This window comes from Arthrobacter sp. D1-29, from assembly GCF_054130585.1.
Map to the genome: position 1 here is coordinate 4401911 of NZ_CP096383.1, position 20444 is coordinate 4422354.

Sequence of the window (20444 nt, forward strand, 5' to 3'; positions counted from 1 at the left end):
AACTCCGCCGCTAAACGATGATGAATAACAGGATAACGTTATCCTAGCGTTTTGGCGAGCATTGAAGGACGACGACGGCGGGTGGTCCCGCAGTCGTCACCCTTAGCCCCGCGCAGGTTCAGGAAACGGTTTCCCACGGCTGGCCGGAGTGGGGGGCCCGGATCCTGGTACCTTCCCCCCGCTCCCCCTGCTCATTTTCGCCACATGGTTTTCCGGGATGAGGGAAAGCGTCCAGCCGATCTCGCTTTCTGCATATATCTCTTTAGCAATTTCCGCGGTATTTTGACAAATCACCTTATGCAAAAAGAAGAGAAGCCAGTATGAGCAATTTCGCCATGGGCGGTGAGTTGGTCCGTGGCAGAGTTCTAATCTGTCACACTTTTTTAACTTGTTATTCGTTCAGGATCGACTGGATTTCAAGGCACGAGAGCTGACCTGCATCGGCAAGCAGTTCGCTGGAGACGCCTTTGGCCGAAGCGCTCCGAATTGCCGTGCGGAGCTGGAGGAGGGCCTGGTCCATCTCCCATTGGCAGGTTTCAACCGAGGCGGCGGCAGCCCACACGTCTTCCCGCGGGTCCGGCTGCGGATCAAGAGTGAATCCGCACCGGCATTGCCAAACAAGGCGCAGATCATCACCGGCTTGCGGGCTGGATAAAGTGGAATCTCCAGCAGCCCGATGGACGGTCAGCTGCATTGCCTGACCGCAATGCGCAGGCCGGAGACTCGACGCCTCAGGCCCGGAGACTGCAGACGAACCACCCATCTTCCGCCGGTGCCCAATTGTGTCATCATTGCCGACAAAAAGCATCAGACTTTTCCTTCCAATTCATGCGATAAAGAAAAACCATCCTGATTCAGTTATAGCCGATATTTTTATTAAAGCCAGTTCGTGATTTGGGGCTTGACCAGAGGGTCGTAAGGGCTGTGCCGGCTGACAAAGCCACCCGACGCGAGGAGCTATCGAGGAGCAGTCAAGGCCGGCTTGACTTCCATCCGGAAGGTTCCTATGGTCATGAATACTGACATAAGAGATGCGAGTTTTTAAACGGTGCTGCACGCTCTACGGCCAGCCACAGGCGACGGCTGCGAGAGCTGTTGCAGTGGGGTGGCGGGTATCCAAAGGAGGTTCCGAATGCCATTGTCCGATAGGGAGCGGAAACTGCTGGAGGAACTGGAGTTTGACCTGGCAGCAGACGATCCGCCCCTTGCCCGCAAACTCTCATCAGGCTCGCTGGAGGCTGCGTTCAGGGCAAGTACCTACTTCGCCGCCATGGCCTGCCTGATCGGGATGGTGTTGCTTATCGCCGGAGTTGCTTCACAGATCATCGCCGTCGGCATCGCCGGCTTCCTGCTGATGGGTACGGGCGCCTACCTGTTCACCTGGAGGCGCCGCTGATCCAATCGGAGCCAGTCCCGGCCACGAGCCTTCAAATGCTGAGCTTCGTCAGGCCCGTATCAGACAGACCAAAATGCGTCCCGGAGAGCGATAGCGGCAAGCCCGCTTGACCATAAGACGCCTGATCCAAGGATGATGCAGATCGTGACAGGAAAATTCGAACTGGTGGTAACCAATCGCGGGGCTTTTGGTTTCAGGCTGTTGTCCAGCACGGGAGAAGTGCTTGCGGTCTCCGAAACCTACAGCGACAAAGATACGGCCGTTGCTGCCATCCGGGACGCACGCGAGAGTGCAGCAATGGCGCTCATCAACGATTGCACCCTGCCGCCGCGGCCCTCAACGCCCTCCCCCGCAGCACCACGCTTCAACGCGCAGGGTCCGTCGCGCTGGTTCGGCTAGGGCCACGGCTTACTCATCGGCCGCCCCCTCGGACAGCCTGCCGCTGCGCTTCTGCAGCCGGTCAATGTGCTCGGAAGCTTCCGCTTTGGTGATGTCCGCGGAGATTTCCTCGCCTGCCTCGCGGGCGAGGGTGTCCAGGTAGCTGCGCTGCGCCGCCGTCATGGGTTCGTCACCAGTCACCCAATCCTTGGGATCACGGTTCAGCCCGGCTTCGGGTTCCGGGACAGGACTGCCGAGGGTGCCTTCATCTTTGGCATTCATAAATCCGCCTTAAAACAGGGTTGTCAGGGTAGCCGTCTATTGAAGCTGTCCGGTCCCGCGGGCTCCCTTCCCGAGGGAGATGCGAGTGGTGTAATTTGCCCCCTGCTACAACAGTAAGCAAGCTTACCTGTATGCGCCAGACTGGACACTGGGCTCCCTGCCGATCTCTGCGCGCACTCTGCACGTCATTGCTATGAGGGATGCGGACTCTCAAGGCCTTGCCGCGGGCGCACTTTTTACCTCCAACGCCTCGGCAAAAAAGGCTGTGGATGCCCTCATGAACGTGTCTTCCATGTCCCGGCGGACGAAATGCGAGGCGCCGTCGAAAACCACCACCCTTGCACCGGACCCTCGGGCCATGCGCTGGTGTTCTGGCGTGATCCCGGCCCGGACCGTTCCAGTGATGATCAGGACCGGCACATCGGCAGCCGTGAGGGACGCCGTCAGGTCAGGCCACGGTGTGGAGGGGATGACGTTACCGTTGCGGATCAGCCGGGGGTCGCAGTTCTCCTGAGCCGTGGTGCTCCGCAAAATCTCGGCCTCGCTCCAGTTTGGCCACTCACGCCGCCTGATGGCGGCGCGTTCCGCCGCCGTGCAGCTCTGGACTTTGAGGAGGTGTGCATAGGCCGCTTCCGCCGCAGATCGGTCCTGTAGGGGAGTGACCGGAAGCCGCCAAAAGGGATCCTCCAGCAAAACGGCTACGGGACTGAATCCGGGCCGCACTTGATCGAGTACCGCGGCCGCGACAGCCGCCGCCACCGAACCTCCCGCCGAATGGCCGTAATAGAGAACGGGCAGGCCCGCCACGTCGCGGAGGTCCGCTGGCCTAAAGACATCCAGGACGTCCTGCACCATGACGTCGCCCGGATGCTTGCTGAGATCTTCGTCAGACCAGCGGGGAGAATTGCCGTGGCCACGGAGGTCGATCGACAGGACAGCCCATCCGTGGCAAAGCCAGTGCGGAAAGGCAGCCTCAAGGCACTCGGCCGATTCCGCCAGGCCGTGGATCGCCACAATGACGGCCCGTGCCGGCCCCTGAGGCAGCGACAATTCGTACGACAACACTACAAAACCCTTCCCCCAGATCCACCTGTCGCCGCCACAACCTTATAGGAAAACGTTTGCCGCAGCTAGGTTATGCTGCTCAGGAAATCGATTGCCTAGGATTCAAACCGCCGCTAAGCTTGGCACAAACCGGTTGCTCCGCGCTTATCCGTGCAGGAAGCCGGCAACGCCGGACCATCACCCCAGGCGCTGCACCGCCATAGTGCGCGCCCACCGGAGTACGGCCGCGCGCCTCGTCCGCAACACCGGGCCACATCAGGCCCCGGCCCGGTGGGACGAGTTGAAGAGTTTGGAATGGCACAAAGACCCTCCACCCAAAAGCACCACCAATCGATCCAGGAGGACCGATGAAGCATCCTTCAACGATGAGGCGATGGGCCCGCATGCTCGGGCTTGCCGCTGCCGTTGCCCTCGTGGCACCGGCCGGCGGTATCCCCTTGCCGGGAAGCGCGGCACCCGCCACCGCTGACACAGGCCAGGACGTCACCATCACCGAAAGTGTCAGCGCAAACGGCTTCGTCCACCCGGGCATCGGCGTCAGCGCTGACAGCCTGCGCAACGCCCGTGCCATGGTCAAGGCCGGCACCGAGCCGTGGAAGAGCTACTACGACGCGATGGTGGAAACGCCGTTCGCCGCCCGCGACTTCCGCTCCTCCAATGGCAGCGCCGTCCCGGATCAGCCAGGCACCACGGCGTTCAATTCCCAGGGCGTCCAGAGCAAGCTCATCAGGGATGCCTTCGGCGCCTACACCCAGGCAACCCTGTACGTCATCACGGGCGATCCGGTGTACCGCGAAAACGGCATGCGGCTCATCCGGACCTGGAGCAACATGGACCCGGCAAAGTACGCGTACTACCCGGATGCGCACATCCATTCGGGCGTCCCGCTCTACAGGATGGTGGCGGCGGCAGAGCTGTTCCGTGCCACCAGCGTCCCCGACGGCTACACGGCCTACGACCTGAACTGGAACGAACAGGACACGTCCAAGCTCAGCGCCAACCTCATCGTCCCCATGACGGAAACGTTCCTCCACACCAACTGGCGCTACCTGAACCAGCACTCCTACCCCCTGATCGGCGCCATTTCCGGGTACATCTTCACCGAGAACCGTGAGCGGTACAGCGAGGCAGTGGAGTGGTACACCGTCAATGCCACCACCTCCCGTCCCGAGCAGAACGGCTCGCTCGCAGCCCTCTTCCCGCTGATCGCCAAGGATGATCCCCGCAATCCCTACGGCTACTCCTTTGTCCAGCACCAGGAAATGGGCCGCGACCAGGCCCACGCCTGGGACGGCATCAACACCAACGGGGCGCTGGCGCGCTTCCTGACCGTCCAGGGCACCAAGGTTGATCCGACAGCAGGCACCGTCTCCACGGCCACCGACGCCGTCTCGCCGTACAAATTCCTGGGGGACCGCCTCCTCAAGGCCGCGAATGCGTTCACGGGTTACATGCTCGGGTACGAAACACCGTGGATTGACACCACCGGCGGGCCTGGGAGCCTCTCTGAGGCCTACCGCGGCCGCATGTTCAACCCGATCGACGAGCTGTACCACGTCTACAAATACGAGCTGGGAGTGGACGTCGAAAAAGAGGCCCCGTACGTGGCTGAACTGCACGCCAAGGCGGACGGACCCAAGTTCTACTGGGGCACAGGACTCCACAACTCCTGGGAAAGCAACCCGGACTACAGCCCGGAATTCTGGCTCTCCCTCCCCTCGGAAATCGCGGGACAGACCCGCCCCGTGGCCACCGATGCCAAGATCCAGTTCGAGACCCGCAGCTCCGCCATGGACGGCGGCTCAAAGACGGTGACCCAGGACGGACGCACGTTTGTCAGGGTCAGCGCGTCGGCGAAGGGCAGCACCGTTGCCGCGCGCACCCTCATGTACGTCAGCCGGACCGGCTACAGCCCCGTGGGTATCCAGTTCCGTACCAACGGTCCTGCAACGCTAGCCATCGGCAAGGATCCAGCCAAGCGGCTAGAGGTGCCGTTGCCCAACACCAGCAACCAGTGGCGGTATATCACCTACGATGTGGACGTCGAGAAGTTGACCGGCGTGAGCCTTGGCGGGGAAAACCTTGCCTACCTGACAGTCATCGGCGCCAACGGCGTCAGCGCGGACTTCGATTACGTCAACCTTGAGGCCAAGACACAGCTGACTATTCCGCAGTTCCCGGCAGATGTGAAAACCCCTGTCATCGCTGTGGCCGGGGGCGAATTGAAGCGCACGTTCGCCGCCACTGATGCTGCAGGCGAGGTGCTGGCGTACAAGGGCACCGGCCTTCCCGTCGGGGCGAGCCTGCACCCGGAGACGGCCCAGCTGAAGTGGAAGCCCTCAGCCAGCAACGTAGGATCCCACAAGTTCCAGGTGGAAGCGGATGACGCCACAACCCTGGCGACACGCCCCGTCACAGTGCTGGTTGCCGCAAACCGGCAGGCCGCGTTTGATGCTGCCCTGACAGGCTTTGACGCGAACGCCGCCTACGAGTCCGCATCGTTCGCACCCTTTGATACGGTCCGTACCGAGGTCCGTGCCGCCATGCAAACGGCCGACGACGCCGGCTACCTCGATCAGCTGGTGCGCCTTCAGAAGGCTGTAACGGAGCTGAAACTCCTGACCCCGCGGCTGGCCGACGACGGTTCGATCGACTACCGCGGACTGGTCACAACAAACCCGACGGGCGTCCAGCCGAGGAACCTCGTGGACGGGAGCTTCCATTCCACCACTGGAGACCTCCGGGCACCGTTCACCGTGGACTTCGGCCAGGGCTTCCAGGTTTCGGCTGAAGCAGTTGGCCTCCAGGCCAGGTACAACTTCGCGAACCGGTCCCAGGGTGCCAACGTTTACGGCTCCCGTGACGGACGGACGTGGACGCTGCTGACTGAGCGGGAGACCACCAACACCACGGCCAGCGGGTTTGCCATGGAGACCATTCCGGTCCGCGCCGACGGGGCGGGCCAGACGTTCCGTTACTTCAAGGTCCAGGTGGACCACCCCGGTGTGCCGACCGACCCCGCCTACCCGGGCATCTCCTCGTTCGGTGAGTTCCGGATCCATGGCGACCGGCACGAGATGGCAACGGCCATTTCCTCGCTGTCCATCGCAACGTCCAACGCGGACAAGGGCCTGGCTACCAACGGTGACACGGTAACGTTCGCCGCCGTCGCCACCGAGCCGCTGTCCGAGCTGAAGATTGTTGTCGAAGGAGCAACCGCAACGGCAACATCCGCTGACGGGCTCAACTGGACGGCCGCCGCCGTCCTGCCTGCCGACGTCGAATACGGCCGGGATGTCCAGTACTCGGTGGATTACCGCACGGTATCGGGCAAGGCCGGGACCACCCTCACCAGCACCACGGACGGCAGCCGGCTGGCCTTGTGGAACACCGCGATCGCACGTGTTCCCGTGGTTCAGGGTTGGGTCGATGCCTCCACCCGGGCATGGCCGGGGACCGGCACCACCCAGGAGAACGCGTGGAAGATGTTCGACAGGAACACGGCTACCTACACGGACACCACGACGGCGAACGGCTGGGTCACGGTGAAGCCCGCCGACGGCACCCGGATCACCACGGACATCGTCCGCGTCTACCCGCGCGCCACCCACATCAGCCGCGGCAACGGCACCGTCCTCCAAGGCTCCAACGACGGCGGGGCAACGTGGACAACGTTCATGACCATCACGGGCATGAGTGCCGCGAACTGGTACACGTTCACCCTTCCGCAACGGGCTGACTACAGCCAGGTCCGGGTGCTCGATGAGCACGGCGGCAACGTCAACCTGGCAGAGGTGGAGTTGCTCTACAGGGTCCCGTAGGTCCCTGCAGGGAACATCAGAAAGACCAGTAGCAAAAGTAAGAGGTCGACGGCGGGACTTCCGCCGTCGACCTCTGACGTTGTGCACCCTTGACGCCTCTCCTGGCCCTGAGGAAGATCGAAAGTGCCGGCGCAGTTGGCGGTCTCTTGGGAGTCCAGGTGCAGGCCGGCCTTGTGGAGGGCCAAGAAATGCAGGGAGCATCCAGCCACGTCCGCCTTTTTGCAGCGCTCGCCGCAGCCCTTTTGGTGCCCTCACTCGGAGGATGCACCGGTTCACCGGATCCTCCCGGCCAGCCCACGCCCGCCGCACCGTCCACGTGGCAGCCTCCTGCCGAGCCGGCTTTTGTCCCAGTGCTGCAGAAATACCGTGACGGCGCGCTTGCTGCCGGAGCTTCGTCGGTCATCATCCAGATCAAGTCCAGGATCGGCGACTGGTCCGATGCCGCCGGCATCCGAAGCCTTGACAACCAGGAGCCGGCACAGCTGACGGACCAGGTCCATGTTGGCGAGATCACCATGGCAATGGTGGCGGTGGCTGTCATGAAGCTGGTGGAGGAGGGGAAGCTGCAACTGGATGACCCCGTCACCCAGCATCTCCCGGAGTTCGGGAACATGGTCAAAACACCCGGGCCTGTCACCGTCCGCAGTCTCCTCAACCACCAGTCAGGCATGCCCGACTATTGGGAGGCCCTGATGCGGTCCGACCCCCTGAACGAGGTACTGGGAAGGCACCTGAGCCACGAGGAGCGCCTGGCTATCGCCGCCGCCAGGCCTTGGGACCGGCAGGGATATTTCCGCTATTCGGGCTCGAATTATGCGGCACTGGCGCTGCTCCTGGAACGCTTGCGGGGACGGGAATTAGGAGAGATCCTGCGCGCCGACATTGTGGAGCCCCTGGGGCTGCAGAATACGGTGATGGCGGGGCCCAAGCCCGGTCCGCAGAACCTGCTGCACGGCTACGTGTTCCTGGACGGCGAACGGGTGGACACAACGCTGCCTGCAGTAGTCCTCGGTTCCGGCGATCAGGGCATGATCTCCACCGTGCCGGACCTGAACACTCTTTTTGGGGCCCTGGCTCAAGGGAAACTGCTGAACTCCAGGACCGTGGTGGAGATGTACACCCTGAACCAGGTCAACAAAGAGGAGCAGTACGGCCTGGGCCTTCAGCAAAGGTACGACGCCTGCTCCAATAACTACTATTTCGGCCATGGTGGAGATGTGCCGGGGTACGCGAGCGTCGCCTTGACCAGCACGGACGGCTCGCGGCAGGTGGCAATAGCGGTGGCGTTCGCCCCGACATCACCGCCGGGGCGGTTCGACGAACCAGTCATCGATCTGATCACCGTGGCCATGGAGTCGCTCGACCTGGCGTGCTGACCCGGGAACTGCAGAGGACGACGGCGGGACTTCCCGCCGTCGTCCTCTGACGTTTGTTGTTGCTTCTCCTTCAGTCTCCGACAGGCGCCGTCAGTCTCCGTCAGGCGCGCGCGTGCTCTGCAAGGATGGCGTCGATCTGGCCCGCCGCCTCCTTCATGCCTTCCTCCATGCCCATCTGGACCATTTGCTCCATCTGCTCTTCGCTTTCAAACGTGGACTGAATGGTCATCCGGGTGCGGCCGCCAATGTCCTCGAGCGAGACGGTGGCGTGGGTGGTGCCCATGGCGTCAACGGGAGCGCCATCGTCGTCCGCGAAACCGTCGTCGAACTCCAGCTTCCTGGGGGCCTCGATGGCGGTGAAACGCCACCAGCCACCGGCTTTTTCGCCCTCCGGACCGGTCATGTAGTAGCCCGCCTTTCCGCCAGGCTGGAAGTCGAAGTCCTTGAATGTGGCAGGCCAGGTGGGCGGGCCCCACCAGCGTTCCAGTTGGCGGGGGTCTTCCCAGATCTGCCACACGCGTTCAACGTCGGCATCGAACTCGGCAACCAGGGTGAAGCTCAGGGCCTCGAGGTTCTTGGTGGAACTGATAACGGTCATGGTGGACAACCCTTTCCTATCCTTCGGCCAGAATCTCGGCGATCCGCCCGGCTCGGAGCCGCCAGATCGCCTCATACTCATCGAGCAGGCGGCGGGCTTTTTCCAGTCCTTCATGATTGCCCCGCACGATCTGCTCCCTTCCGCGCTTCTCCTTGGTGACCAGGGAAGCCCGCTCCAAGATCGCCACATGCTTTTGCACGGCGGCGAAACTCATGGCGTAGAGGGCAGCCAGGCCGGACACCGAGTACTCCCCCACTGTTACCCGCCGGACGATGTCCCGGCGTGTGGAGTCGGAGAACGCCTGGAACAGGCGGTCCACCTCGGAATCACTGAGCTGATCTACAACCATTTGGTTGTAGGATATTCCTGTTCGGGGGCAGTGTCAACGGGTCAATTTATCCGCGGCGCCCGCCATACTGAACACCTGCTGCTGGTCTAGTCGGTCCAGGCGGAGCGCAGTGGTGTCACCTTGACTGACTTGAGGACGGCATCACCATCAGTAGCGAAAGCCGCTAGGCCGGTACTGATGGGGTCGGGGAAGATCTGGTCGGTGATGACGGCCGATCCGTCCTGGGCGAAGACTTCCACCGAGGACCAGTCGACCAGCACTTTAAGGGTTACCTCGCCGTTGGCGCCGATGGATATCGGGGCCCTTTGCATGCCCGGAAAGTCGAGGCTGAAGCCCACGTCACCCGACTTGGCCCGGTCGACGAAGACCTCACCTGCTGAGCGGTCGTAGCCGATCCTGGTCTCCTGGCCATTGCCGATTCGCACCTTTACACCTACGGTGCTGGCAGTTCCGGGGGCAAAAGTGGCCGTTAGCTCGTATGCCGCGCCTGCGGCCCGGAGCGGTGTGGAGCCGTTGGCTACGAGCAGGTTTTTGGTGTTGAGCACTGCATCTTCACGCAGGCCCTGCAGCTCGGAGACCGGCTGCTGTACCAGGCGCACACCCTCGTTGCTGCTGCGCAAGCCCAACTCGCGCGGCACCGTCATCGCGCTACGCCACGGATCGGTCGGGATGGAGCCGGAGTAGTTCCAATTGTTCATCCAGCCGATCATTACCCGACGATCCGCGGGTGCGTCGTCGAACGTCACACCGGCGTAGTTGTCCTTGCCGTAGTCCACCCAATGCGCCCGCTGGACGCTGGAGCGTGCAGGCGTGTCCGACAGGCTGAACTGGTCGGCGAGGATGTGGCCCCAACCCCCGGTGTTGTTGTCTGCCACCACGATTCGGGCTGTCTTGCCCTCAAGGCTGCTAACATCCCAACCGTTCCAGTCAAGCGTCTCGCTGTCCGAGCCCGTGGCGTTCCTGACCACCTGGCCGTCAACGACCAGGCGCACGGAGGTATCGACTGCGCGTGCTGCCGCTGCCTCGTCGGAAAACACGATGTGGTCGACGTTAATGTGTCCCCAGCCTCCGGAGTTCTTGTCGGCGATCTGGATCGTGGCGTTCCTGCCGGCATACTCCGAGACGTCCCAGCTTGTCCAGTTGAGGGCTTCGCTGTTGGCCCCGGTCGCGGACCTAACGATCTGGCCGTCGACGAGCAGGTCTACGGACGTCGGCTCGCTGGTGGTCCAGGGGTGGCTGCCTCCGCCAACGAGCAGGTTGATGTGGCTCTTGGCGATGGCGAATTCCGGGGACGTGATAGTGCCCTGTGACATGTCATGGTCGATGAAGGTGTTGACCAGTTGCTCGCCGACATATCCGGTGACCTGCTGCTGGTCTCCGATGGTGCCCTTCACCGGACCCGTGCCGGCGAAGTCGCCTGTGGCAACCCATCCGGCACCGTACCCGCTGCCCTCGAAGTCGGCGAAGACATCCCCTGCTGGGGGTGAGGGGTTGAGCGTTGACCCAGCGACGTACGGGTGCTTGCCGCCGCCGACTTTGAAGTTGAGGTATGCGGCATCAAGGGTGAACTCGGGAGAGGTTAGCGTCCCGGTGCCAGCGTCAGCGCCATTGAAGCTGTTGGCGAGCCCAGCCCCCACCCAGCCGGAGACACCGCCCTGACCCGGCAGGTTGCCGGCGGCGGGTGCCGTTCCGAAGGCAGCACCTTCGGGTGTCCATCCGCCATACGTGCTGTCGTCGAAGCTGCCGAGGTCACGGCCGGTCGGTGCGACATACGGCTTGTCGTCAGAGACGAAGCTGGTGCCGTCGAAAGTTCCGGTGAAGTACTGGTTTGCCGATCCTCCGGCGATGCCGCCCGAGCCGATGTTAACCAGCAGCACCCACTTGGTGTTCTTCTTGTCGCCATCCACCGGCAGCGGGAACAGGTCCGGGCACTCCCAGACCCCGCCGATGGCGCCGGCCGGACCGAAGTCACTGAGGTGCTCCCACGTCTTCAGGTCGCCCGAGCGGTAGAAGGCCACCTTCCGCTCGGCGCTCAGGGCCACGCTCATGATCCACTCCTGGCCTTCTTCGTACCAGAAGACCTTCGGGTCGCGGAAGTCGCGTGAACCGATGTCGAGGACCGGGTTGTCGGCGTACTTCGTGAAGGTGCGGCCGCGGTCGGTGCTGTAGGCCAGTGCCTGGGACTGGACGCCGGTGGCCTTGTCCAGGCGGGTGTACACCGCAACCATCGCCGGGTTGTCCTTGGTGCCGAACCCGCTGGTGTTGTTGGTGTCGATGATCGCGCTGCCGGAGAAGATCATCTCCTCGTCATCGTGGGCGATCGCGACCGGCAGCTCCGTCCAGTGCACCAGGTCCGTACTCACAGCGTGTCCCCACGATATGTTTCCCCACTGGTTGCCCGACGGGTTGTGCTGGTAGAAGAGGTGGTACTCGCCCTGGTAGAACACCAGCCCGTTCGGGTCGTTCATCCAGTTCTTCTCGGGGGTGTAGTGGAACTGGGGCCGGTACTGCTCCGTGTACGGCGCCTGCTCCGCCGAGGAGGCCGGCGCGCCGCCGGCCAACGTGGCTACAAGCGCCAGAATGACGGCTGCCGCCGCGGTGGTCTTACGCGATCTGTGGAGGCGTCTGCCGAGGCCTCGGATTGGGTGGTTCAATCGATCACTTCCTTGTGCTGGCGGGATAACTCGGGTTGTTGGGTTGGTTATTGCTAGATCGGACTAGTTATACGTATTGATCAACCTGGAGGCTGTTGATAATGGCTGTTCCGCCGATGGCGTAGACAGCCAAGTCGGTGTTGGTGGGCGCGGGGAAGATCAATTCCGTCATGGTGACCTGGCCGTCTTGGGAGAAGATTTCAACGGAGCAACGGTCCACGTAAATGGTCAGCTCGTAGGATCCGCCGATCGGTTGAATGGGGGCAGTATCGATGGAGGGGAAGGATTCGTGGAAGCTGGTGTTTCCGGATGTCCGACGGTCGACATGGAGCGTGCCTTGTGCAGGCCGGATGCCTATGCGGGTTCCGTGGGCGCCGTTGGCACGGACGATCAGCCCGAATTCCTCGGCGCTTCCGGGCGTGAGGGTCAGATCGATTCGCTGGACGGAGCCTTCCGCGCCGTCGAGGACGCGCGTGCAGTCGGATATTTCCGTCCGTTCAAGGGTGAAGGGTTGGCCGATGCTGGAAGGGGCAGACAAATCTCCTGCGGCCTTTTGGATCAGACGGGGCCTTCCGTCGATGGTGCGGAGGGATATTTCGCGGGCCAGGCTCATGGGGCTGCGCCACGGCGAGGTGGGGATCTGGTTGGCGTATTCCCAGTTGTTCATCCAGGCGATCATGAGGCGGCGGTCGTGGGGGGCGTCGCTGAAGGAGACGGCGGCGTAGTAGTCCCGGCCCCAGTCCAGCCACTGGTACTCGCCCAGCCGGGCGGGGTCCTGGAGCCCTTCGGTCACCGTGGTGGCCGAGGTGAAGGTGGTTCCATCGAAGTCCCCGACGAAATACTGCCCGGCAGAGCCAGAATTGGGGCCGCCAGGATTGAGGTTGACGGTGAGGACCCATTTGAGCTGTTCGGAGTCGCCGTCGAGGGGCAGGGGGAAAAGGTCGGGGCATTCCCACACGCCGCCGGTGGCGTTGGCCGGTCCGAAGGTGCTCAGGAATTCCCATCTCTTCAGATCATCGGATTTGTAGAGGACCACCTGAAAGTCTGTGGCTTCTACGGCGACCATGACCCAGTAACTGCCAGCGCCGCCGTCGTACCTGATGACCTTGGGGTCACGGAACTCGGCTGACCCGCGGTTCAGCACCGGGTTGGCGTTGTGTTTGGTCCAGGTGTAGCCGCCGTCGCAGCTGGAGGCGAGCGACTGTGCCTGGAGTCCGGCGTTTGCGGAGCCGGACTTGAAGGCGCTGGTGTAGACGGCCACCAGCGGCGGGGCCGACTCGGTGCCGAAGCCGCTGGTGTTGTCCCGGTCAAAGACGATGCTTCCGGAGAAGATGTCTTCTTGCTCATCGCAGGCGATGGCGACGGGGTGCTCGGTCCACCTGACCAGGTCCGGGGAGGTGGCGTGGCCCCATGACATGTTTCCCCAGACGTTATCCAGCGGGTTGTTCTGGTAGTAGAGGTGGTAGACGCCGTCATGGAAAATCAGGCCGTTGGGGTCGTTCAGCCAGGTGTTCCGGGCGGCGTAGTGCAGGGCCGGCCGGAAGGTATCGGCTGTCGTGGCGGTCGCGGCAGTCATGAAGGTCGTTTCTCATTTCTTTGCAAGTCGGGGAGCCCGTGTTTCGGGGCAGCATGGATAGGGTGGGCCGGTTCGCGCCGGCCCACCCTGATGCGGTACTAGGAGTTGGACTTGTAGCGGTCGTAGCCCTGCTGGTAGACCTCGACCATTTTGTCGACGCCGATGTTCTTGAGCTGGGCGATGTAGCCGTCCCATTCCTGCTCGATGCCGCCGGAGACGATCCACTTGGCCATGTTCTGCTTGACCAGGGACGCGGCGTCCGTTTCGATGGTGCCGATCTGCTGGAGCTCCTCGGTGGACAGCGCCACAGGCGGGTACCCGTCGTTGGCCGCGAAGGGCTTGTAGTGCTCTTCTACGGTTTTCTGGCGCTGGGCTGCCCTCGGCTCAGGAGCCACGACGTTTTTGAAGTTCTCCGCGGTGTTGGCCTTGGGGCCGCCCGGGGCCACCTTTTGGCGCCGTTCGCCCTCGCTGGTCCCTTCCGGGGCGGGGATCTGGGTCAGGATGCCATTGGCATCCTTTTGCAGGGTCTCACCGATAGGTCCCCAGTTGGCCTGGGCTGACTGGATGGGGTCATACAGGTTGTCTGCCCAGCGCATGGTCGCGGCCGGGTACTTGTTGGCGTTGGTGATAGCGAAGGCGCCGCGGGCGATTTCCTGGTTGTTGGACTGGCTGACCAGGCGCTTACCGTTCACGCCTTCCAGGGCGGGGACCAGGGAGTAGTTGTTGGCGCGGTCCGCGCCTACCATTTCGGGGACTTCCCACCAGACGAAGGAGCCAAGGTTTTCCGTGGCTGCCTTGCCCTTGGCCAGGTATGCCTTGTCGTCCTGGGAGAAGGATTCGGGGTCGATCAGGCCTTCCTGGTACCACTCGTGCAGGGTCTGGATGGCTTTCTTGTAGCCGTCCTGTGTGGGAGTGAAGATGACTTTGTCGTCCTGGACGATCCGGTGGTCCATGTTGTCCGGCACTCCGCCGAGGGCGGCGATCAGGTCAACGATGTCCCCGCACCAGGAGCCGGGCATAAAGCTCAACGGTATGGTCTTGCCGGTGCCGGAGGCATCCTGGGTTTTGAATGCGAGCAGTGCGTCGTGAAACTCATCGATGGTTTTTGGCATCGGGATGTTGAGCTTCTTCAGCCACGCCGTGTTGATGGCCAGCTCGTTGGGGAACTGGACCAGCCCGAGTTCCTCGATAGAGGGCAGCGAGTAGATATGCCCGTCAGAGGAGGTGATGGCGGCTTTGATCTCTGGCCGGTCTGAGAGCAGCTTGGAAAGGTTCGGTGCATTTTTCTCGATGAGCCCCTCGAGCGGGATGAGGGTGCCGCTGGCAGAGTAGGTGGCGATCTCGGCGTCGGTCAGGCCCGAATTGAAGAACGCATCGGGCAGGTCACCGCTGGCCAGGATGAGGTTCTTCTTTTCCTTGAAAACCGTTTCGGGCAGGTTCTCCCAGTTGATATGGACGTTGGTGGCCTTTTCCCATTCCTTCACCACGGTCATGGTGTTGTAATCCGGGGCAAGCGCTGACTTCGTGCCGGAGAAGGTCAGCTCCAGTTGCTTAGTTACGATCGGGAAGCCTGTTTCCTGGAAGCCGAAGTCCGCGGAGGCGTCTTTGATCTCGGTGGTTCCTGAGCCACCGCCGGAGCAGGCGGTGAACATCAATGTTCCGGCCAGGACGGCGCCGAGGGCGGCGAATTTGCGGCTGAATGCCATGGTCATTTCCTCTTCTTGGTGGGGATGGTGAGGTGGGTTACTGCATCTGGGGAGTAGTGATGGGCAGTGCGTTATTTGACGGCGCCGATCATGGCGCCCTTGGTGAAGTGCTTCTGCATGAATGGCAGGGCAATCATGAGTGGCAGGCTCGAGACGACGATCATGGCGTACTTGGTGAGCTCTGCGATCCTTTGCGCTGCCGCATAGGATTCGATGTCTCCGCCGGTGGTTCCGGTGGATGAGACATCTGACTGGATGAGGATGTTCCGCAGGACGAGCTGGAGCGGGTACTTCGAGTCGTCGTTGAGGAAGATCAGTGCGTCGAAGAACGAGTTCCACTGGGCTACCACGTGGACCATGATCATGAGCATGATCAGTGGTTTGGACAGGGGAAGCACCATCTGGAAGAAGAACTTGAAGTCGGTGGCCCCGTCCATCTGTGCAGCTTCGCGCAGTTCATTGGGGATGGTGTGTTCGAAGAATGACCTGGCGATGATCAGGTTCCACACCCCCACCGCACCGGGCAGTACCACTGCCCAGACGGTGTCCAGCATGCCCAGGTCCCGGACCACCAGGTACTTGGTGATGAGGCCGCCGTCGAAGAACATGGTGATCACGAACAGGAGCATCAGGATCTTCCGGCCGGGCATGTCCTTGCGGGACAGGGCGTAGGCGCCGCACAGGATGGTGCTGACGCTGACGGCGGTACCGAGCACTGTGTAGATGACGGTGTTGCCCAGGCCATTCCAGATCCGGCTGTCGGCGAAAATCCGCTCATAGCCCTCCGTGGTTACGCCGGAAGGAAACAGCCAGACCTTGCCTTCATAAACGGCGTTCGGGTCGCTGATGGAGGCGATGACGATGAAGTACAGCGGATACACCACGGCGAGGATGGACAGCAGCAGGACGGTTGTGGCGGCGATGTTGAACGCACGGTCGCCATACCTGTCCCTCAGCGACTGCTTGGGACGGACCACGCTGGCGGTCCGTTTCGGGTTCTCGAGAGTCGGGGGGTTGGTTATCAGGGACATGTCGGCCTCACCACAGGGTTGCTTGGTTGGCCCGGCGCGCAATCGTGTTGAACACGAGCAGCAGCGTCAGGTTAAGGAGGGAGTTGAACAGGCCAATGGCGGCCGAGTAGCTGAACTGCGCCTGCTGCAGGCCCGCGTGGTAGACGTAAGTCTGGATGATCTCCGAGGTCGAGAGGTTCAGCGGCGTCTGCATCAGCAGCGCCTTTTCGAAACCGACATTGAGCAGGTTTCCGATCGCCAGGATGAACAGAATCGTCACCACCGGCATGATGCCCGGCAGGTCGATGTGCCGGATGCGCTGCAGCTTCGAGGCGCCGTCGACCTTGGCCGCATCATGCAGTGCCGGGTCGATGGCGGCCAATGCCGCAAGGTAGACGATCATCGAAAAGCCGGCGTTCTGCCAGACATCCGAGATGACATATATGGGGCGGAACCACTCTGCGGAGCCCATGAAGAAGATCGGTTCACCCCCGCCGAGTTGGATCGCATTGTTCACGAGGCCAGACCTCGGCGAGAGAACCACGAACATGATGCCCACCACCACCACGGTGGAGATGAACGCGGGCGAATACAGCACTGTCTGGGTGAACTTCTTGAACCTCTCGCTCTGGAGCTGATTGACCAGCAACGCGAGGATGATCGGGATCGGGAAGGCCACCAGCAGGCCAAGGACGGCGATCCACAACGTGTTACCGACCACCTGGCCGAACTGGTAAGAGTTCATGAACCTGATGAAGTGCGTCAGGCCCACCCAGGGGCTGTCGGTGAACCCGTCCACCGGATTGTAGTTCTTGAAAGCGATCTGGACGCCGTACATCGGCCAGTACTTGAAGACCAGGATGTAGACGATCGCTGGAGCTAGTAATACGTATAACTGCCAGGCGCGGGAAATCCTCTTCAGGCGGAGCGAAAGAGTATTTTTTCGCTGCGGCAACGATGCCGCAGCGGGACGCCCGCGTCGGGCCGGGATGGTGCGGCTCATGGCATCTCCTTAGGATGAGTCACTGAATTCCGTTCAATCAGAGGGCAGTCCATCAGCTCGACCCGGCCATCGGGTTCCGCATCCTGAAGTATCAGTTCAACCGCGCGACGGCCCATGGCGACGAACGGCAATTCAAAAGTAGTCAGCCCAGGCCGGAGGAAAGGCGCCAGGGTGGCCTGGTTGTCGAACCCCACAATGGAAACGTCCCCGGGGATGGAAAGGCGCAGGTCCGACACAGCCTGGTAGGCACCCCAGGCCCCACGGTCATTTGCGCAGAAAATCGCTGTGGGCGGGTTTCTGGAAGTGAGCAACTCCATCGCGTACTTGTAGCCATGCTCCTCGCCGCCCTGACCGAAGCGGACCAGGTCCGGATCAACGTCCAGCCCCGCGTCCTGAAGGGCTGCACAGTAGCCCTCGTAGCGTCCGACGGCGGCAGGAAGGCCGCTCTCGAGGGTTTCGATGTCGATCATTCCCACGTGGGTGTGGCCCGCCTTAAGCAGCCGGCTGGTCGCCGCATATCCGCCCTTGACTTCGTCCGGGGCGACACTCGGGACCCGTCCAGCACGGTCCTGGGAGTTCAGCACCACGGACCTGACATCCCCCAGCACCTCCGGCACATCCAGACGCCGGTGATACATGGCTGCGTAGACCACTCCTGCAACCTTGTAGGAGAGCATTGTGTCCAAAGATGCGGCCTCAAGCTCCTTGTCACCCCCGGTATTCACCGAAAGCAGGAGGAGCCCGTCCTCCCACGCCCGCTGCTGCGCCCCCTCGATGATGGCGCCGGCAAAAGGAGTAGTAGCCACGGAATCACCGATGAACCCAATCATTCCGGCAACGCCCTCGCGGAGAACCTTGGCATGGGCGTTGGTGCGGTAGCCGAGCCGGTCCACGGCATCCCGTACGCGCTTGCGGGTATCCTCGGAAAAGCGTGACCCGGCAGCCGAGTTCAGCACCAGGGAGACGGTTGCCTGGGAAACTCCCGCAGCGGCGGCGACGTCATGCATCGTCGGTCCTGATTTCGGCCGTGATCCAGCCATGGGGCACCTCCTTGGGCCTGTCAGCAGTTCGTTTGAGTGAGCACGGTTATTCGTATAACTAGGCCAAACTGTATCCTGCATCACAGGAGGCGTCAAGGGGTTATCGCGTCAGCCGCATTTCGGCATGACGGCACCCGCAGATGGTGGCGCCAGTTGGGGTCCATACTCACATTCCTACAGCTGTTTAAAGCCCTTACGCGCCGCCGGTGTCGGCCAACCGCAACTTGGGCTGACGGAAAACCAAGTGACAATCCCGAAGCAGTTCTCGACATATTTGACTCCCTGCCTTCCTTTATGTCACGCGCGAAAAGGATGTAGGTGTAAGCGCTTACGCTTCTCCTCCGGAAGCCATTAAAAGCAGATGTAAAGAGGTTTGGAGGGCCCTGAAAAGCATGCCTAGGGTGTTCAAAGGCGCAGCACAGGAAACCCCAAGCGGCCTATGTCAAGGGCTTATCATCCCTTCTCACCCGAAACGAAGGCGTCCCTGGCGATAGCTGTTAGTTCAAGGGGAGCCGGAGTTTTGGAACCGGGCATCCGCCCATCTTCCACGAATAGTTTCGAACTCCTCGAGAAGAGCAAATATGTTTATGCACCCCAAGCAACCCCGAATGCTGCGGAAGCGCTCTGCTGCCGCAACGCTCGCAGCGGCAGTCGCCGTGTCGACGTTCCTGGCGGTCCCCTCGGCCCAGGCCAACGAGCCGTCGGACCCGCCGGAAAGCCAGCAAATGCCGGCCCCGACCCCCGGGTTCCCGCTCCCCACGGAACACACGCAGCAGGCCCATGATCCGGCGTCGGACTTCACTTCCAAGTGGACCCGCGCGGACGCCAAGCAGATCATGGCGCAGAGCGACTCCACCGTGGCTCCAGGCGAAAACTCCATGAGTCCGGACGTCACCATGCCGGAGATCCCTGAAGATTTCCCCACCATGAACGAGGACGTGTGGGTCTGGGACACCTGGTCGCTCACCGATGAGAACGCGAACCAGATCAGCTACAAGGGCTATGACGTGATCTTCTCGCTGGTGGCGGACCGGCACGCCGGCTACGGCTTTGACCAGCGGCACTGGAACGCCCGGATCGGCTACTTCTTCCGCAAGACCAACGCCGATCCTGCGAAGGACAAGTGGAACTACGGCGGCCATCTGTTTGTTGACGGTTCCTCCATCGGCAACACCGAATGGTCAGGGTCCACCCGGCTGATGCAGGGCAACCACGTCAACGTCTTCTACACGGCCACCAGCTTCTCGGATGTGGCCGCACGCAACGCAGGCGGAGGGGGTGCCCCGCCGGACGCCGCCATTGCGAAGGCCCTGGGCAAGATCCACGCCGATGAGAACGGCGTCACGTTTGACGGCTTCGAGCACACCAAGCTGCTGGAACCGGACGGCAAGATGTACCAAAACAAGGAACAGAACCCCGGTTTCGCCTTCCGTGACCCCTACACCTTCGAGGACCCGGCACATCCCGGGAAGACCTATATGGTGTTCGAGGGCAACACGGGTGGTACCCGCGGAGACTATGAGTGCAAGGAAGAGGACCTCGGTTACAAGCCGGGCGATCCGAACGCTGAAAACGTCAACGAGGTCAACAGCTCGGGAGCCAACCTCCAGACGGCAAATGTGGGCCTTGCTGTGGCGGACAATAAGGACCTGACCAAGTGGTCGTTCCTGCCTCCGCTGCTCTCGGCCAACTGCGTCAATGACCAGACCGAGCGCCCGCAGATCTTCATCCAGAACGAAAATGGCAAGAACAAGTACTACCTGTTCACCATCAGCCACCAGTTCACCTACGCGGCAGGAATGCGCGGGCCCGACGGCGTGTACGGCTTTGTGGGCGACGGCATCCGCTCCGACTACCAGCCGTTGAACAACAGCGGCCTGGCCCTGGGCTCGCCGACGGACCTGAACCTGCCGTCCGAATCCCCCGAAGCTCCAACCCCGCAGCAGAACGGCCGCCAGTTCCAGGCCTACTCGCACTATGTGCAGCCGGGCGGCCTGGTGCAGTCGTTCATTGACAACGTCAACGGCGTCCGCGGCGGATCCCTGTCACCGACGGTGAAGATCAACTTCCGCAACGGAATTTCGGAAGTTGACCGCTCCTTCGGCCAGAATGGTTTGGGGCCGTATGGTTACCTGCCTACCAACGTCAGGGTTGGCGGAGAAGGCCACTACAAGTGATTTAACCCAGCCA

General features: G+C 62.1%; 16 protein-coding genes. 5 read left to right on the top strand and 11 right to left on the bottom strand.

Annotated features, from left to right (window positions below):
* Positions 1 to 391: 391 nt before the first annotated feature.
* Complete coding sequence (locus tag M1E17_RS20025; protein WP_457963667.1) at positions 392 to 808, bottom strand: hypothetical protein; 417 nt, start codon at positions 806 to 808, stop codon at positions 392 to 394.
* A 324-nt stretch (positions 809 to 1132) separates the two neighbouring features.
* Between M1E17_RS20025 and M1E17_RS20030 the strand changes: the two genes are divergently transcribed.
* Complete coding sequence (locus M1E17_RS20030; protein ID WP_457963668.1) at positions 1133 to 1396, top strand: DUF3040 domain-containing protein; 264 nt, start codon at positions 1133 to 1135, stop codon at positions 1394 to 1396.
* Positions 1397 to 1540: 144 nt separating this feature from the next.
* Positions 1541 to 1795, top strand: coding sequence for a YegP family protein (locus M1E17_RS20035; protein WP_457963669.1), 255 nt, complete (start codon positions 1541 to 1543; stop codon positions 1793 to 1795).
* A 9-nt stretch (positions 1796 to 1804) separates the two neighbouring features.
* Here the strand turns inward: M1E17_RS20035 and M1E17_RS20040 are convergent, their stop codons facing one another.
* Positions 1805 to 2056, bottom strand: coding sequence for a DUF3072 domain-containing protein (locus M1E17_RS20040; protein ID WP_457963670.1), 252 nt, complete (start codon positions 2054 to 2056; stop codon positions 1805 to 1807).
* 210 nt (positions 2057 to 2266) lie between these two features.
* Positions 2267 to 3121 (bottom strand): alpha/beta hydrolase, encoded by an 855-nt coding sequence (locus M1E17_RS20045; protein ID WP_457963671.1) that lies wholly within the window; start codon positions 3119 to 3121, stop codon positions 2267 to 2269.
* A 365-nt stretch (positions 3122 to 3486) separates the two neighbouring features.
* Here M1E17_RS20045 and M1E17_RS20050 point away from each other — a divergent pair, with 365 nt between their 5' ends.
* Both M1E17_RS20050 and M1E17_RS20055 read left to right on the top strand, forming a co-directional pair.
* The gene (locus tag M1E17_RS20050; protein ID WP_457963672.1) at positions 3487 to 6942 is read left to right on the top strand and encodes a discoidin domain-containing protein; all 3456 of its coding nucleotides are present in this window, start codon (positions 3487 to 3489) and stop codon (positions 6940 to 6942) included.
* Between the two features lie 89 nt (positions 6943 to 7031).
* Positions 7032 to 8318 carry a serine hydrolase domain-containing protein gene (locus M1E17_RS20055; protein WP_457963673.1) on the top strand — a complete coding sequence of 429 codons (1287 nt, stop codon included), beginning with the start codon at positions 7032 to 7034 and terminating at the stop codon, positions 8316 to 8318.
* A gap of 100 nt (positions 8319 to 8418) precedes the next feature.
* On the opposite strand, the gene M1E17_RS20060 is transcribed toward M1E17_RS20055, so the two are convergent.
* The 8 genes from M1E17_RS20060 to M1E17_RS20095 all read right to left on the bottom strand — a co-directional run bounded on the left by M1E17_RS20060 (position 8419) and on the right by M1E17_RS20095 (position 18254).
* Positions 8419 to 8916 (bottom strand): SRPBCC family protein, encoded by a 498-nt coding sequence (locus M1E17_RS20060; protein WP_457963674.1) that lies wholly within the window; start codon positions 8914 to 8916, stop codon positions 8419 to 8421.
* A gap of 16 nt (positions 8917 to 8932) precedes the next feature.
* Positions 8933 to 9265, bottom strand: coding sequence for an ArsR/SmtB family transcription factor (locus M1E17_RS20065; protein WP_457963675.1), 333 nt, complete (start codon positions 9263 to 9265; stop codon positions 8933 to 8935).
* An 86-nt stretch (positions 9266 to 9351) separates the two neighbouring features.
* Positions 9352 to 11919: a GH32 C-terminal domain-containing protein gene (locus M1E17_RS20070; RefSeq protein ID WP_457963676.1), complete on the bottom strand. Its 2568-nt coding sequence runs from the start codon at positions 11917 to 11919 to the stop codon at positions 9352 to 9354.
* A 67-nt stretch (positions 11920 to 11986) separates the two neighbouring features.
* Complete coding sequence (locus M1E17_RS20075; protein ID WP_457963677.1) at positions 11987 to 13495, bottom strand: glycoside hydrolase family 32 protein; 1509 nt, start codon at positions 13493 to 13495, stop codon at positions 11987 to 11989.
* A 98-nt stretch (positions 13496 to 13593) separates the two neighbouring features.
* The gene (locus M1E17_RS20080) at positions 13594 to 15207 is read right to left on the bottom strand and encodes an ABC transporter substrate-binding protein (RefSeq protein ID WP_457963678.1); all 1614 of its coding nucleotides are present in this window, start codon (positions 15205 to 15207) and stop codon (positions 13594 to 13596) included.
* A gap of 65 nt (positions 15208 to 15272) precedes the next feature.
* The gene (locus M1E17_RS20085; RefSeq protein WP_457963679.1) at positions 15273 to 16232 is read right to left on the bottom strand and encodes a carbohydrate ABC transporter permease; all 960 of its coding nucleotides are present in this window, start codon (positions 16230 to 16232) and stop codon (positions 15273 to 15275) included.
* A 7-nt stretch (positions 16233 to 16239) separates the two neighbouring features.
* A complete protein-coding gene (locus tag M1E17_RS20090) occupies positions 16240 to 17214 on the bottom strand; it encodes an ABC transporter permease (protein ID WP_457963680.1) in 975 nt (324 codons plus the stop codon).
* Entirely contained in the window at positions 17211 to 18254 is a 1044-nt protein-coding gene (locus M1E17_RS20095; protein WP_267276402.1) for a LacI family DNA-binding transcriptional regulator, read from the bottom strand. The genes M1E17_RS20090 and M1E17_RS20095 overlap by 4 nt, the downstream gene beginning before the upstream one ends.
* 581 nt (positions 18255 to 18835) lie before the next feature.
* Here M1E17_RS20095 and M1E17_RS20100 point away from each other — a divergent pair.
* Entirely contained in the window at positions 18836 to 20431 is a 1596-nt protein-coding gene (locus M1E17_RS20100; RefSeq protein ID WP_457963681.1) for a glycoside hydrolase family 68 protein, read from the top strand.
* The last annotated feature ends 13 nt before the right edge of the window (positions 20432 to 20444 follow it).

Bases quoted from the DNA above. Each gene is read 5' to 3' on its own strand.
- M1E17_RS20075 (WP_457963677.1), bottom strand. From the start codon at position 13,495: ATGACTGCCGCGACCGCCACGACAGCCGATACCTTCCGGCCGGCCCTG.
- M1E17_RS20090 (WP_457963680.1), bottom strand. From the start codon at position 17,214: ATGAGCCGCACCATCCCGGCCCGACGCGGGCGTCCCGCTGCGGCATCG.
- M1E17_RS20025 (WP_457963667.1), bottom strand. From the start codon at position 808: ATGCTTTTTGTCGGCAATGATGACACAATTGGGCACCGGCGGAAGATG.
- M1E17_RS20100 (WP_457963681.1), top strand. From the start codon at position 18,836: ATGTTTATGCACCCCAAGCAACCCCGAATGCTGCGGAAGCGCTCTGCT.
- M1E17_RS20085 (WP_457963679.1), bottom strand. From the start codon at position 16,232: ATGTCCCTGATAACCAACCCCCCGACTCTCGAGAACCCGAAACGGACC.
- M1E17_RS20065 (WP_457963675.1), bottom strand. From the start codon at position 9,265: ATGGTTGTAGATCAGCTCAGTGATTCCGAGGTGGACCGCCTGTTCCAG.
- M1E17_RS20030 (WP_457963668.1), top strand. From the start codon at position 1,133: ATGCCATTGTCCGATAGGGAGCGGAAACTGCTGGAGGAACTGGAGTTT.
- M1E17_RS20080 (WP_457963678.1), bottom strand. From the start codon at position 15,207: ATGACCATGGCATTCAGCCGCAAATTCGCCGCCCTCGGCGCCGTCCTG.
- M1E17_RS20095 (WP_267276402.1), bottom strand. From the start codon at position 18,254: ATGGCTGGATCACGGCCGAAATCAGGACCGACGATGCATGACGTCGCC.
- M1E17_RS20050 (WP_457963672.1), top strand. From the start codon at position 3,487: ATGAGGCGATGGGCCCGCATGCTCGGGCTTGCCGCTGCCGTTGCCCTC.
- M1E17_RS20040 (WP_457963670.1), bottom strand. From the start codon at position 2,056: ATGAATGCCAAAGATGAAGGCACCCTCGGCAGTCCTGTCCCGGAACCC.
- M1E17_RS20060 (WP_457963674.1), bottom strand. From the start codon at position 8,916: ATGACCGTTATCAGTTCCACCAAGAACCTCGAGGCCCTGAGCTTCACC.